The following is a 13,925-nucleotide window of genomic DNA, read 5'->3' as shown; positions in this document are numbered from 1 at the left end:
TAGCGGCAATTGCAAGCGGACAATTTCGGTTCGCCCCAACGGCGTTGACACCACTCCCCCCGGTCTGCTCCCTTGGCGGCGGGAGATCATAATGACCGATAAAGCTGCCTCGTCGCAGGGCATCGCCTCACCGGCCACCGGCGTTTCCGCAGAGACGCGGACGATGCTGTGGATCCTGCTGATCGTCTATATCTTCAACTTCCTCGACCGGCAGATCGTCAACATCCTCGCCGAACCGATCAAGGCCGACCTCGGCTTGTCCGACACGCAGCTCGGCCTGCTCGCCGGCCCAGCCTTCGCGGTCTTCTACGCGCTGCTCGGCATCCCGATCGCACGCTATGCCGACAAGGACGGCACGAACCGCGTCCGCCTGATCGCGCTCGCGCTCGCCATCTGGTCGGCGATGACCGCGGTGTGCGGGCTCGCGCAGAATTTCGTGCAATTGCTGTTTGCGCGCATCGGCGTCGGGGTCGGCGAGGCGGGGTGTACGCCCGCGGCGCACTCGCTGATTTCGGACAGCGTCGCACCCGAAAAACGCTCGTCGGCGATCGCTTTCTATGGCCTTGGCGTGCCGATCGGATCGCTGCTCGGGCTGATTATCGGCGGCATCGTCAACGATCTCTACGGCTGGCGTATCGCGCTGATGCTCGTCGGCGCGCCGGGCCTGCTGCTCGCGCTCGTCGTGCTGTTCGTAATGCGCGAGCCGCGGCACAGCCGCACCGCCGAAGCCGCCGCGACCGCTGCCGCGGTGACCCGGCTTTCGACCGGCGAGGCGATGCGCGAAATCTTCGCCTCGCGCGCGTTCATCTACATATTGATCGCATCGTCGGTCGTCGCATTCCTCGGTTATGGCAAGGCGCTGTGGACGATCAGCTTCTTCATCCGCAGCCACGGGCTGTCGACGACCGAAGCGGGGCTGTCGATGGCGGTCGTGCTCGGGCTCGCCGGCGTCTTCGGCACCTGGCTCGGCGGCAAGATGGCGGATAAGTTCGGCGCGCGCGACAAGCGCCACATCCTGACCTTCCCCGCCTTTGGCATGGCGCTCGCCGCGCCGATCCTGTTTCTCGGCTATTTCATGGAGGATTGGCGCGTCGCCGTCGCGCTGCTGATCATCCCGACAATCCTCAACTCGGCCTATTACGGGCCCGCCTACGCGTGCGTACAGGGGCTGGTGCGCCCGCAGGCACGCGCCGTCGCGGCTTCGATCATGCTGTTCGGGCAGAACCTCATCGGACTCGGCTTCGGGCCCTTCCTGTTCGGCGTGCTATCCGACGCACTTGCACCCGTCGCGGGGCAGGAAAGCGTGCGCTGGGTGCTCTACGGCGCCGCGTGGCTCGGCCTCATCCCCGCCTTCTTTTTCTGGCGCGCCAGCCTGCGGCTTAATGCCGAACTGAAATCGGGTTAATAGGGCGGCGCTTGCTTCGCCCGCTGCGCCCGCGCAGCATCGACCCACCAGTTGAGGTCGTCGGCAAAGCGCGGGAAGCTTTTTTCGAGCCGCGCGCCATCTTCGCCCGCGGGCTTGCCGTCGGCGTCGAACGCACCGCGGATCCGTCCGACGGGGAGGATCGAGGAGGTGACCGCCATTCCCATCTCGCCGAGCGTGTCGCGCCAGCCCATCATCGCGCGCACGCCCGACCACGGACCCGCCGAGTAACAGGCGATCGCCGCGGGCCGCCAGAACCATTCCTCGAGATAATGGTCGGTCAGGTTCTTGAGCCCCGGCTGCGGTCCCCAATTATATTCGCCGGTGACGAACAGGAAGCCGTCGGCGGCGCGGATCTTCTCCGCGAGCTCCTCCATCGCCGCCGGCGCCTCGCCCTTCGGATATTCCTTGTACATCCGGTCGAGCATCGGGAGGCCCACCGCCTTCGCGTCGATCAGCTCGGCGCTGTCGCCGCGCGCCGTGATCGCATCGACGATCCACTGCGCGAGCTTGATGCCCTGCCGGTCGCGGCGATAGCTGCCGTAGAAGATAAGGATGTGGCGGGACATGATGGGTTCCTAGGGTCGGATGGTGATCGGGATGCCGTCGGGGACCATGTCCCACAGCTGTTTTATCTCGGCGTTCGACAGCGCGATACAGCCGTCGGTCCAGTCGCGCGCGATCGGCGGTCCCGGCCACGCGTTCGGCTGGCCGTGGATGAAGATGTCGCCGCCGGGCGCGCGCCCTTTCGCCTTGGCAAAGGCGCGGTCGGCGGCGTTCGGATAGGATATGCGCAGCGACAGATGATAGGCGCTCTGCGGGTTGCGGCCGCTGATCGTGTAGCGCCCCTCGGGCGTGCGCTCGTCGCCCTCGAACCGCTTGTGCCCCGTCGGCATGTCGCCGAATCGAATGCTCGTATAGCGCGCGATCTCGCGGTTCCGGGCGTACACGATCAGCACGCGATCGCTCTTGTCGACGAGCAGCCGGTCGGCCTTGGCACCCGCGGGCAGCGACGGCTGTGAACTCGCGGCGCCGCACGCGGCAAGGAGCAGGCAGGCGAGGGACGAGGCGCGGCGCATCGCGCGACCCTACGCCTTTGACGCGGCCCGGCAAGTGGTTGCCAGTGCGGCGCGGCGGGCCGCCTCGCAGCGATCCGCGACGTGGCCACGACACGGCACTAGCCGGTCACCCGGCCGATCAGCGTGCCCTTTGTTCCCGACCGGTCATAGGCGAAATCGATCTGCGGCCATCTTTTCTGCCAGCGCCGCGCGACGAGGCGCTCGCCGGGGCGCGCGGCATCGTCGAGCAGGATCGTCGCGCCGTTGGCGAGGCGCGGAAACAGCGATTCGGCGGCGCCGCGAACCAGCGGATGCAGCGCCCACGGCGGGCCGTCGATCACCAGCAGGCCAATATCGGTCGGCAGGTCGGCAAGCTGATACCAGAGCCCCGGCCAGTCGCCCGGCGGCAAGCCGAGCGGCGCGTGGCGAAGGTCGGCTGTAACGCCCTGACTCGCCAGCCAATGCGCAGTGGCGGCGACAAACTCCTGATGCTGGTCATAGCTTATCAGCCGCCCGCCCCCGAACAGCGACAAGGCTTTAGCGATCACAAGGCTGCTCGCGCCGCAGCCGAGTTCGACGACCGTCGCGGGGCGGAGTTGCTCGATCGCGTCGACGATGTGCGTCAAAAAGCGCGTATCGGCCTTCCAGCTGCCGAGATGGGGCAAGGCATCGTCGGCGAGGCCCAGCCGATGCAGCAGCGCGGACTTGTCCGCATTGCGCCCGCCCCACAGCGAGCGCAACAGCCATGGCCACTGGATCGCGCCGAAGGCGAATGACCTCGATCCGTTCGCGCGCCGGGCGCGGCAGGGCATCATACATATCGGGACGCGCCAGAAGCTGCGTCGTTTCGCGACTTGTCATCCACAGCCAACTAGTGACGGCCGATGGCAGTTCGGTGACGGCGGCGATGCTTGCGTCCGGTCGCCGCGCTTATGCGACGACCGGCACCGGATCGTCAGTCGCTGAACGGGTCGCGGATCAGGATCGTGTCCTCGCGCTCGGGGCTGGTCGACACGAGCGCGATCGGGGTTTCAATCAGTTCCTGCACGCGCTGGATATATTTGATCGCCTGCGCGGGCAGGTCGGCATAGCTGCGCGCGCCCGCGGTCGATTCGTGCCAGCCGTCCATTTCCTCATAGATCGGCTCGACCTCGGCCTGGTCGGCCGAGTGCGCGGGGAAATAGTCGAGGATCTTGCCGCGGAGGCGATAACCGGTGCAGATGCGGATCGTGTCGAAACCGTCGAGCACGTCGAGCTTGGTCAGCGCGATGCCGGTGACGCCCGACACGGCGCAGCTCTGCCGCACGAGAACCGCATCGAACCAGCCGCAGCGGCGCTTGCGCCCTGTGACGGTACCAAATTCATGCCCGCGTTCGCCCAGCTTCTGGCCGATTTCGTCTTCAAGCTCGGTCGGAAACGGGCCGCTGCCGACGCGCGTCGTGTATGCCTTGGCGATGCCGAGCACGAAACCGACGGCCGAAGGACCGAGACCCGAGCCGCTCGCGGCGGTGCCGCTGACGGTGTTCGAGCTGGTGACGAAGGGATAGGTGCCGTGATCGACGTCTAGCAGCACGCCCTGCGCGCCCTCGAACAGGATGCGCGCGCCCGCCTTGCGGACCTTCTTCAGGCGCTTCCACACCGGCTGCGCATATTCGAGCACATAGTCGGCGATTTCGGTGAGGTCGGCGATCAGGCGTTCGCGGTCGATCGGCGGTTCACCGAAGCCGGCGCGCAGCGCGTCATGGTGCGCGGTCAGGCGGTCGAGCTGCGGATCGAGCTTGTCGAGGTGTGCGAGGTCGCAGACGCGGATCGCGCGGCGGCCGACCTTGTCCTCATAGGCGGGGCCGATGCCGCGCCCGGTGGTGCCGATCTTGCCGGCACCCGCGGCGGTTTCACGCAGCGCATCAAGGTCGCGGTGGAACGGCAGGATCAGCGCGCAATTGTCGGCGATCGCGAAATTCTCGGGGTTGATGGCGACGCCCTGGCCGCGCAGCTTGGTGATCTCGTCGCGCAGCGCCCACGGATCGAGCACGACGCCGTTGCCGATGATCGACAGCGTGCCGGTGACGATGCCCGAGGGAAGCAGCGACAGCTTGTACACCTGTTCGCCGACGACGAGCGTATGGCCGGCGTTATGACCGCCCTGGAAGCGGACCACGGCGTCGGCGCGGCTGGCGAGCCAGTCGACGATCTTGCCCTTGCCCTCGTCGCCCCATTGCGACCCGATGACGGTAACATTTGCCATGATGCTGTCCTGCTGAACGGGGTCATCCTGACCCGGCGCGGCCTTAGCGGATTTGGCCAGAGAGGCAAGGGTAGTGGCACGGTTGCACCGCTCTTTTTGGCGGAGTAGCGAGGCGGAAAGAAGGATGCCTGTGATGATCGACCCCGACGCCCCCTATCATGCCCATATCTATTTCGACGATGCCGAGCGCGCCGCCGCCACCGAACTGCGCGACGGCTTCGGCCGCGACTCGGCGATCCTGTTCGTCGGCGACATGACCGACGGCGCGGCGGGGCCGCATCCGATCGCGCAATATGAGGTGCACTTTTTGGGTGCAGCGGTTCCGGCGGTGATCGTGATGATCGAGGCGACGGGGCTGCGCGCGCTGGTGCATCCCCTCACCGACGACGATCTTGCCGATCATACGACGCTGGCACACTGGATCGGCGAACCTGTCGAACTCGATGTGACCGTGCTCGATCCGCCCGGAGTCAATCAGGGCATCCCGCGTTTCGGCGTATCGGACTTTTAGGCTTCGACCGGCCCGTCGGGACCGAGAATAAACCCGCAGCCGAGCGCCCGCGCATCGTCGTTTTCGGACAGCGCCGCGACCGTCTGCCAGTCGTCGGCGCGCAGGCTGGCAGCGAGCGCAGGATCGTGGCCGAGTGGCAGGAAGATGCGGCGGTCGGCATCGTCTTCCGCGCCGAGGCCCTCATCGATCAGCGGATCGGGATAGAGCGAGAAGCCGACGGCCGATTCTTCCTGCTCGCCAACCGGGATCGAATAGCCACCGCCGCGCCCGACCGCGTCGCCTTGTCCCGGAACGAAGATCTGGAAGCCGAACCAGCTTTGATAGGCGAAGCCATGGCGCTCGGTCGGATCGAGCGTCAGGGTCACGCGGTCGCGCACCGGGGCAGCGATCGCTTCGAGCGCGTCGATTCGCGCGGAAAGGACCCCGGTCGTGTCGAACGCGCGGAGGTCGGCAATCGCCTGATCGAAGGGGCCGGTCGCGCGCAGCAAAGGTAGATAGGCTTCGGCGCCGAGCCGCGTCAGCGCGCCGGCATCCTTGGCGTCGAGTTCGTCGCGCAGCTGCTGGATGTCGGCCTCAACAGGAAGCGGGCCGTTCGCGAGCAGGTCGACGACGTCGGGAAGGGTGAAATCGATCGTGACGGGGCCGATTCCCGCGGCCTCGAGTGCATCGATCGCGACAGTGACGATCTCGCGCGCCGCGGCGACGCTGTCGCTGCCGATCAGCTCGGCGCCGACCTGGAGCATTTCGCGCGCCGGGCGGAGCTGGCTCGCCCGCAGCTTCACCACCTGCCCGGCATAGCAGAGGCGCAGCGGGCGCGGCGCTTTGGCGAGCAACGACGTGGCGATACGGCCGACCTGCCGCGTGATATCGGGACGGAGCGCGAGCGTCCGCTGCGACACCGGATCGGTGAAGCGCAGCAAATCGCGGGTGGCGCGCTCGTCATCGCCGCCCAGCGTCTCGCGAAATTCCGCGAGCGGTGGCGCGACGCGACCATAGCCATGCGCGCGCATCGCATCGACGAGCGCGCGGGTGACGCGCGACGCGGCCTCCGCCTGTTGGGGGAGGCGATCGCGCAGCCCTCCGGGCAGCAGGGCAGGGGCCTTGGTCATCGATTGCGGCCTTAGGCGGGTGGCGGGAGCGTTTCAACCGCTCCCGCCGGATGATCAGAACTTGAGGCCCTTCACCGTCTTCACGCCGGGGAGCTGACATAGCTGCCACAGAAGCGGTTCGGGCATCGGCGAGTCGAGCGACAGCAGCAGCACGGCTTCGCCGCCCGCGGCGCGGCGGCCGAGGTGGAAGGTGCCGATGTTGAGCCCGGCCTCGCCAAGCGCGGTGCCGATGCGGCCGATGAAACCCGGCGCATCCTCGTTGACGATGTAGAGCATGTGGCCGTCGAGGTCGGCCTCGACCTTGATCCCGAACATTTCGACGAGGCGCGGGTCGCCGTTGCTGAACAGCGTGCCCGCGACCGAACGGTCGCCGTCGCTCGTCGCCACGGTGACGCGAACGAGCGTGTGGTAATCGCCGTCGCGATCATGACGAACTTCGCGCACATCAAGGCCGCGTTCGCGCGCGAGGTGCGGGGCGTTGACCATGTTCACGCTGTCCGAATAGCGGCGCATCAGGCCGGTGAGTACCGCGGCGGTGATCGGCTTGAGGTTCAGTTCGGCGGCGGCGCCCTCGACCTCGACCGAGATCGTCGTGAGATTGTCGTGCGCGAGCTGGCCGACGAGGCTGCCGAGCTTTTCGGCGAGGCTCATATAGGGGCGCAGCTTCGGCGCTTCCTCGGCCGAGAGGCTGGGGACGTTGAGCGCGTTGGTGATGCCGCCGGTGAGCAGATAGTCGCTGAGCTGTTCGGCCACCTGAATGGCGACATTGACCTGCGCCTCGTCGGTCGATGCGCCGAGGTGTGGGGTGCAGATGAAGTTCGGCGCGCCGAACAGCGGATGGTCGGCGGCCGGCGGCTCGGTCTGGAACACGTCGAGCGCCGCACCCGCGACATGGCCGGATTCCAGCGCGTCCTTGAGCGCCGCTTCATCGATCAGCCCGCCGCGCGCGCAGTTGATGATGCGCACGCCCTTCTTCGCCTTGGCGATATTTTCGGCCGACAGGATGTTGCGCGTCTGGTCGGTCAGCGGCGTGTGCAGCGTGATGAAATCGGCCTTGGCGAGCAAGGTGTCGAGATCGGCCTTTTCGACGCCAAGCTCGATCGCGCGTTCAGGAGTGAGGAAGGGGTCGAAAGCGACGACCTTCATGCGCAGGCCCAGCGCGCGTTCCGCGACGATGCTGCCGATGTTGCCGCAGCCGATCAGGCCGAGCGTCTTCGAGGTCAGCTCGACGCCCATGAAGTCATTTTTGGGCCATTTGCCCGCCTGCGTTCCGGCGTTGGCTTCGGGAATCTGGCGCGCGAGGGCGAACATCATCGCGATCGCGTGTTCGGCGGTGGTGATGCTGTTGCCGAAGGGGGTGTTCATCACGATGACGCCCTTCTTCGACGCCTCGGGAATGTCGACATTGTCGACGCCGATCCCGGCGCGGCCGACGACCTTCAGGTTCGTCGCGGCGGCGAGGACGTCGGCGGTAACTTTAGTGGCCGAACGGATGGCAAGGCCGTCATAGTCGCCGATCATCGCGATCAGCTCGTCCTTGGTCTTGCCGGTGATGACATCGACGTCGATGCCGCGCTCCTTGAAAATCGCGGCGGCTTTGGGGTCCATTTTGTCGCTGATGAGGACTTTGGGTGCGGTCATGTCTTGTCTCCGTGTCCCGGCGAAAGCCGGGATCTGTGGCGGAATGGGAAAATGGCCCCCGGCTTTCGCCGGGGTTCGCAATCAAGCGTTGAGCGAGGCGTAGGCCCAGTCGAGCCAGGGCCCGAGCGCTTCGATATCGGCAGTGTCGACGGTTGCGCCGCACCAGATGCGAAGGCCCGGAGGCGCATCGCGATAACCCGCGATGTCGTACGCCGCGCCTTCGGCTTCGAGCAGCCCCGCGAATTTCTTGATGAAGCCCTCGTCGGCGCCGGCAACCGACAGGCAGACCGAGGTCTTCGAGCGGCTGGCGGGATCGGCGGCCAGATGGCTCAGCCACTCGCGTTCCTCGACGATCTTGTCGAGCGCCGCGGCGTTCGCGTCGCTGCGCGCCTTCAGGCCGTCGAGACCACCGAGCGACTTCGCCCATTCGAGCGCGAAGATCGCATCCTCGACCGCGAGCATCGACGGGGTGTTGATCGTCTCGCCCTTGAACACGCCCTCAGCGAGCGCACCTTTCGATACCAAGCGGAACACCTTCGGCAGCGGCCAGGCGGGGGTGTAATTCTCAAGCCGTTCGACCGCGCGCGGGCCGAGAATCAGCACGCCATGGCCACCTTCGCCGCCGAGCACTTTCTGCCAGCTGAAGGTCGCAACGTCGATCTTGTCCCACGCCAGGTCGTAGGCGAACACCGCGCTGGTCGCGTCGGCGAAGCTTAGGCCTTCGCGGTCGTCGGCGATCCAGTCGCCGTTCGGGACGCGGACACCGCTGGTGGTGCCGTTCCAGGTGAAGAGGACGTCGTTCGACCAGTCGACTTGGCTGAGGTCGGGAAGCTGGCCATAATCGGCGCGGATGACGGTCGGATCGAGCTTGAGCTGTTTGGCGGCATCGGTCACCCAACCTTCACCGAAGCTCTCCCAAGCGAGCGTCGTCACAGGCCGGACGCCGAGCATCGTCCACATCGCCATTTCAAAGGCGCCGGTGTCGCTGCCCGGGACGATACCGATGCGGTGCGTGTCGGGGAGCTGCAGCATCTCGCGCATCAGGTCGATGCAATAGGCGAGACGCGTCTTGCCGATCTTCGCACGATGCGAGCGGCCGAGCGATTCGGTTGCAAGTTTCTCTGGGGACCAGACCGGCGGCTTGGCGCAGGGTCCGGAAGAAAAGTAAGGGCGCGCAGGGCGCAATTGTGGCGTCGGCACTTCACTCATTATAGTCTCTCCTTGCAGAGAGCTCGCGCGGCGTTGGGACCGCGTGGCCCGGCGCCGCGTTTAGGGTCGGGCGCGCAACTGTCAAACAAATTGCACGGGCCGGGCGAAATTTTCGACGAGTGGAGGAAAAGGTATACAGCTTATTAACCATTTCGCCGGTATTTTGACGTCATGGGGGTCCCTGCGTTCTTGAAGCTCCGGATATTGGTTGCCGCCAGTGCGGCACTGGCACTGTCCGCCTGTTTCGGCGCGCCCGAGGCGATGAAGAATGGCGGCGGGAAGCGCCCGACCGCGAGCAAGCCGAACCGCCCGCAAGCCGTCGGTACCCCTTCCTTTGCCAGTGCCGAGGCGCAGCAATGCGCGTTCGATCTCAAGCAAGCGGGCGTCCGCTTCACCCCGCTGCCGAACGAGGACCATGGTGGCGGCTGCACGTCGATCGATTCGGTGAAGCTGCTCGACATCGGCACCCCCGTGTCGGGGCTCGGTGCGATGACCTGTCCGCTCGCCAAGAATTTCGCCGCATGGGTGCAATATGCGGTGAAACCCGCAGCGCGAAAATATCTCGGGCAGGAGGTCGTGAAGATCGAGACCTTCGGAACCTACAGTTGCCGCAACATCTATGGCGGCCGGTCGGGCCGGATGTCGCAGCACGCCTTTTCGAATGCGATCGACGTATCAGGCTTCTTGCTCGCCGACGGCCGCCGCGTCATGCTCGACGGTGGATGGACCGGCGACAAATCGTCGCAGGATTTCCTCCGCGCGCTACACAAATCGGGCTGCCGGCGTTTCGGAACGGTGCTCGGTCCCGATTACAATGCGGCGCATTATAATCATTTCCACTTCGACATGAGCGGCAACGGCTACTGCCGCTAAGCTTGGCAAAGTCGCGCGGAACGGCTAGCCGTCCGCCAATGGCAGAAGACAAACAACCCCATCGCTCGCGTTTCCACAAAGCCAAGGACGACGCGCAATTCGCCAAGCAGGCGGTATCTACCCCGCAGACGCAGGATCCGGCCTATCGGCTGGCGTTCCAGGACACCGAATTCCTGCTGCGCGAAGATCTGCGCCCGGTGCGCTTTCAGCTCGAACTGCTCAAACCCGAATTGATGCTCGATGAAGCAAAGATCGAGTCGATGCTCGTCGTCTATGGCTCGGCGCGCATTCCGTCGCCGGAGACCGCACAAGCCGTACTCGACGCGGCGCGCACGCCCGAGGAGCAGCGGATCGCCGAGCGGCTTGCCGCCAAGGCCAAATATTATGAAGAGGCGCGCAAGCTGGCGCGGATCGCGAGCCAGGTGCCGCCGGACGAGAATGGTTGCCGCAACTTCGTCGTCTGTTCGGGCGGCGGGCCGTCGATCATGGAGGCCGCGAATCGCGGCGCCGACGACGAAGGCAAGGAATCGGTCGGGCTCAACATCGTGCTGCCGCACGAGCAGGCCCCCAACCGCTATGTCACCCCCGGCCTCAGCTTCCAGTTCCACTATTTCGCGCTGCGCAAAATGCACTTCCTGCTCCGCGCGCGTGCGGTGTGCGTGTTCCCCGGCGGTTTCGGGACGTTCGACGAGACGTTCGAACTGCTGACGCTGATCCAGACGGGCAAGATCAAGCCGATCCCGATCGTGCTGTTCAGCGAGGAATTCTGGACCCGCGTCATCAATTTCGACGCACTGGTAGAGGAAGGTGTGATCAGCCAGCGCGACCTGTCGCTGTTCCACTTCGTCGAAACCGCCGAAGAGGCATGGAAGATCATCCAGGATTTCTACGGCAACGTTCGGGATCCGAACTGACGGTTAGCGTCGCCCCTGCGAAGGCAGGGGCCGCTGGAAGTCTCGCGCAAGGTTGATCGCTGCCCCTGCCTTCGCAGGGGCGACGGGCTCACTTCGACTGTTGTTCGAGAAAGAGGATCAGCGCCTTGCGATCCGCCGCGTCGATCACGCCGGCGAACGCCATGCGGGTGCCCGGAACATCTTTCATCGGCGCCTTGAGATAGGCGTCGAGCGCGGCAGCGTCCCAGACGCCGCCCTTGGCCTTCATCGCGCCCGAATAGGAAAAATCGGGGTATGCCGCGACCGCGCGGCCAACGACGCCGTGCAGATTGGGGCCGATGCCGTTCGCACCGCCCTTGTCGACCGTGTGGCATGCGACGCAGCGCCGGAAGACCTGTTCGCCCATCGCCGCGGTGGGTTCGACGGTCGCTGTCTCTACGGCGGGCTCGTCGGCCGCCGGGGCTTCGGCAGGTGTTTCGCTTTTTCCGCAACCGGCGAGCGTCAGCGCGCCCGCCAGCAGGACGGGCGCGAGGCGCATTATTTCTTGGCTTCTGCCGGGGCGGGGGCTGCGGCGGCGGGGGCGCCGGCTGCGGGAGCGGCACCTTCCGTCGGTGCTGCCGCGGCGCCTTCGGCCGCGGCGGCGCCGTCCGCGGGTGCGGGTGCGGGGGCAGCTTCGGCCGCCGGCAACGGCAGGTTCGAACCTTGGCTGTTAAGGTAAACAATCAGGTTGGCGCGGTCTTCGGGGCTGCTGAGCCCGGCGAACGACATCTTCGTGCCCGGGGCATATTTACGCGGGCTCGTGATCCACGCGTTCATGCCCTCGAAATCCCAATTGCCGGCGACGCCCTTCAACGCATCCGAATAAGCGAAGCCCGGGACATGGCCGTGCGGCTTGCCCATCGCGCCGAAAAGATTCGGGCCGATTCCATTGGCGCCGCCCGAATTGATCGTGTGGCACGCGGCGCATTTCGCGAACACCGCCTCGCCCTTTGCCGGATCGGCGGCGGCGAGCAGGTTGGCGAGCGGCACGGCCGATTCGCCGCCACCAGCGCCGGCTTCGGCGTCTTCGATCGGATAACCGGGCTTTTCGGGATTGTGGCTTGCGAACAACATGCTCGACCCGATGGTCAGGCCCAGCGCGCAAATGCCGGCAAACAGCACCCAGCCGGCAATAGTATTGTTGCGATTGTCCATGCTCTAGCAGCCCCGTTTACGGACGCCCGCTTGCCGGGCGCATATTTGATTTGGACGCTCCCTTACTGGCGCGGCGACGGCGGCGCAAGGGGATGAAATCGCGCGAGGGACCAGCCGAGCGCCGGTTGCACGCGGGAGGCGGGGCGGCTATGCGCCGCGGCTCCAGCTTGGGAAGGCAATCATGGGCAGTTATTCGGCTTCGGCACAGCATCTGGTCGACGAAATGCGGACCGCGGCACTTGCCGAGCCCGCGCGCGGGCTGGCGTTTCAGGGCGCGCCGGGCGCGAACAGCGACCTTGCCGCGCGCGAATATGACGCGAACTCGCTGCCGATGCCCTGCTATGCGTTTCAGGATGCGATCGACGCGGTGCGCGACGGCCGCGTCGACCGCGCGATCATTCCGATCGAAAACAGCCTGCACGGCCGCGTTGCCGACATCCACTTCCTGCTCCCCGAATCCGGCCTGTCGATCGTCGGCGAGCATTTCCTGCCGATCCGCTATGGCCTGATGAGCCGCGACCTTGGCCCGGTGACACGTGCGATGAGCCACGAGCAGGCTCTCGGCCAGTGCCGCCACTGGCTGCGCGCCAACAATATCGCGCCGGTCGCGCACAGCGATACCGCGGGCGCCGCGGCGTGGGTCGCCGACAGCGAGGAGGTGGGGCTTGCCGCGCTCGCGCCGCCGCACGCCGCCGAACTTTACGGGCTGACGCTCCACGGTACGGGGATGGAGGACGCCGATCACAACACGACGCGCTTCGTCATCCTCGCGCGCGAACCGCTGGCCGACGTTGCCGCGATCACCGGCCCGGTGATGACGACCTTCATGTTCGAGGTGAAAAACATCCCCGCCGCGCTCTACAAGGCGCTCGGCGGCTTTGCGACCAATGGCGTCAACATGACCAAGCTTGAAAGCTATCAGACCGGCGACAGCTTCGCGGCGACGCAATTCTACTGCGACATCGTCGGTGCGCCCGGCGACGAGCGGATCGACCGGGCGCTCGAGGAACTCGACTTCCAGACGAAGTCGCTACGCCTGCTCGGCACCTATCCGCAGGCGCGGGCGCGCCGCTGAATTCTGGCTATCCGCCGCGGCGGCGCAGCATCCGCGCGGTGGCCGACGTCTGGACGATGAACAGCGTCACAAGGATGCTCGAGACGACCAGCGCGAACAGGTCGAAGGCCGAGAAATTGGTGCCGTGGATGTCGCCGCCGCCGATGATCGGCATCGAAATCGTCATCGCCATCAGCATCAGGCGCAGCTCGGTCGGGCCGCCCGCCATATAGGACAGGCGGAATTCGCCGACGACCTTGGCAGCGATGAAGGTGTGGATCGACAGCAGGAAATAACCGATCACCGCCATCAAGGCGACGTCGAGCCGCATATAGGGGCTCATCCCGATCGCGCTGATCATCAGCAATGTCGCGAGCGCGTCGACGCTATGGTCGACAAAATAGCCATAGTTGGGGCGCTCGATACCGCGCCAGCGCGCCAGGCTGCCGTCGAGCGAATCGCCGAACCAGTTGACGATATAGCCGACGAGCGAGAGGCCGAGCCATTCGCTGTCGAACCAACTGAGTACATAGCCCGCAGCAACCAGCACCGCGCCGGCAAAGCCGAGCGTGGTGAGCTGGTCGGGCGTGACCCAGCCGGGAAGGCGCGCGCATAACCAGTTGAGAAGACGGCGTTCGCTGCGCGCGAGGATATTCTGCTGGATGCGGACCGGCGCCTTGGCGACGGGTTCGAACTTGCTCATGAGGACCCTTTG

The 13,925-nt window shown here is 66.0% G+C and carries 15 protein-coding genes; 5 read left to right on the top strand and 10 right to left on the bottom strand.

Features of this window, described 5'->3' with window-relative positions; all coding sequences use genetic code 11:
- The first annotated feature begins 91 nt into the window (after nucleotides 1–91).
- Nucleotides 92–1,405, top strand: coding sequence for a spinster family MFS transporter (locus tag ASD73_RS09405; RefSeq protein ID WP_056371754.1), 1,314 nt, complete (start codon nucleotides 92–94; stop codon nucleotides 1,403–1,405).
- Here the strand turns inward: ASD73_RS09405 and ASD73_RS09400 are convergent.
- The 4 genes from ASD73_RS09400 to ASD73_RS09385 form a co-directional block, all read right to left on the bottom strand.
- Nucleotides 1,402–1,992, bottom strand: coding sequence for an NADPH-dependent FMN reductase (locus ASD73_RS09400; RefSeq protein ID WP_056371753.1), 591 nt, complete (start codon nucleotides 1,990–1,992; stop codon nucleotides 1,402–1,404). The two genes, ASD73_RS09405 and ASD73_RS09400, sit on opposite strands and share 4 nt — an antisense overlap.
- 9 nt (nucleotides 1,993–2,001) lie before the next feature.
- On the bottom strand, nucleotides 2,002–2,502 hold the full coding sequence (locus tag ASD73_RS09395; protein ID WP_056371751.1) for a L,D-transpeptidase family protein: 501 nt from the start codon (nucleotides 2,500–2,502) through the stop codon (nucleotides 2,002–2,004).
- 98 nt (nucleotides 2,503–2,600) lie between these two features.
- Nucleotides 2,601–3,293, bottom strand: a complete 693-nt coding sequence (locus ASD73_RS09390) for a class I SAM-dependent methyltransferase (RefSeq protein ID WP_235534273.1) — start codon at nucleotides 3,291–3,293, stop codon at nucleotides 2,601–2,603.
- Between the two features lie 143 nt (nucleotides 3,294–3,436).
- Nucleotides 3,437–4,726, bottom strand: coding sequence for an adenylosuccinate synthase (locus ASD73_RS09385; RefSeq protein ID WP_056371746.1), 1,290 nt, complete (start codon nucleotides 4,724–4,726; stop codon nucleotides 3,437–3,439).
- 133 nt (nucleotides 4,727–4,859) lie between these two features.
- Here ASD73_RS09385 and ASD73_RS09380 point away from each other — a divergent pair, with 133 nt between their 5' ends.
- Nucleotides 4,860–5,237, top strand: coding sequence for a DOPA 4,5-dioxygenase family protein (locus tag ASD73_RS09380; RefSeq protein ID WP_056373431.1), 378 nt, complete (start codon nucleotides 4,860–4,862; stop codon nucleotides 5,235–5,237).
- Here ASD73_RS09380 and ASD73_RS09375 read toward each other — a convergent pair.
- The 3 genes from ASD73_RS09375 to ASD73_RS09365 form a co-directional block, all read right to left on the bottom strand.
- Nucleotides 5,234–6,346 (bottom strand): ATP phosphoribosyltransferase regulatory subunit, encoded by a 1,113-nt coding sequence (locus ASD73_RS09375; RefSeq protein WP_056371745.1) that lies wholly within the window; start codon nucleotides 6,344–6,346, stop codon nucleotides 5,234–5,236. The two genes, ASD73_RS09380 and ASD73_RS09375, sit on opposite strands and share 4 nt — an antisense overlap.
- A gap of 54 nt (nucleotides 6,347–6,400) precedes the next feature.
- On the bottom strand, nucleotides 6,401–7,987 hold the full coding sequence (serA, locus tag ASD73_RS09370; RefSeq protein WP_056371743.1) for a phosphoglycerate dehydrogenase: 1,587 nt from the start codon (nucleotides 7,985–7,987) through the stop codon (nucleotides 6,401–6,403).
- 81 nt (nucleotides 7,988–8,068) lie between these two features.
- Nucleotides 8,069–9,196, bottom strand: coding sequence for a phosphoserine transaminase (locus tag ASD73_RS09365; protein ID WP_056371740.1), 1,128 nt, complete (start codon nucleotides 9,194–9,196; stop codon nucleotides 8,069–8,071).
- A gap of 171 nt (nucleotides 9,197–9,367) precedes the next feature.
- Between ASD73_RS09365 and ASD73_RS09360 the strand changes: the two genes are divergently transcribed.
- Complete coding sequence (locus ASD73_RS09360; RefSeq protein WP_056371739.1) at nucleotides 9,368–10,069, top strand: extensin family protein; 702 nt, start codon at nucleotides 9,368–9,370, stop codon at nucleotides 10,067–10,069.
- A 38-nt stretch (nucleotides 10,070–10,107) separates the two neighbouring features.
- Nucleotides 10,108–10,983, top strand: coding sequence for an LOG family protein (locus ASD73_RS09355; protein ID WP_056371737.1), 876 nt, complete (start codon nucleotides 10,108–10,110; stop codon nucleotides 10,981–10,983).
- Nucleotides 10,984–11,071: 88 nt separating this feature from the next.
- Here ASD73_RS09355 and ASD73_RS09350 read toward each other — a convergent pair whose 3' ends face one another.
- Nucleotides 11,072–11,500: a c-type cytochrome gene (locus ASD73_RS09350; RefSeq protein ID WP_056371735.1), complete on the bottom strand. Its 429-nt coding sequence runs from the start codon at nucleotides 11,498–11,500 to the stop codon at nucleotides 11,072–11,074.
- The gene (locus tag ASD73_RS09345; RefSeq protein ID WP_056371732.1) at nucleotides 11,500–12,156 is read right to left on the bottom strand and encodes a c-type cytochrome; all 657 of its coding nucleotides are present in this window, start codon (nucleotides 12,154–12,156) and stop codon (nucleotides 11,500–11,502) included. The genes ASD73_RS09350 and ASD73_RS09345 overlap by 1 nt, the downstream gene beginning before the upstream one ends.
- A 181-nt stretch (nucleotides 12,157–12,337) precedes the next feature.
- Here ASD73_RS09345 and ASD73_RS09340 point away from each other — a divergent pair, with 181 nt between their 5' ends.
- Nucleotides 12,338–13,231, top strand: coding sequence for a prephenate dehydratase (locus ASD73_RS09340; protein WP_056371730.1), 894 nt, complete (start codon nucleotides 12,338–12,340; stop codon nucleotides 13,229–13,231).
- 7 nt (nucleotides 13,232–13,238) lie between these two features.
- On the opposite strand, the gene ASD73_RS09335 is transcribed toward ASD73_RS09340, so the two are convergent.
- The gene (locus tag ASD73_RS09335) at nucleotides 13,239–13,913 is read right to left on the bottom strand and encodes a CDP-alcohol phosphatidyltransferase family protein (protein ID WP_056371728.1); all 675 of its coding nucleotides are present in this window, start codon (nucleotides 13,911–13,913) and stop codon (nucleotides 13,239–13,241) included.
- Nucleotides 13,914–13,925 lie beyond the last annotated feature (12 nt).

The organism is Sphingopyxis sp. Root154, from assembly GCF_001427105.1.
GTDB lineage: Bacteria > Pseudomonadota > Alphaproteobacteria > Sphingomonadales > Sphingomonadaceae > Sphingopyxis.
This window is presented reverse-complemented; position numbering and strand designations above follow the sequence as displayed.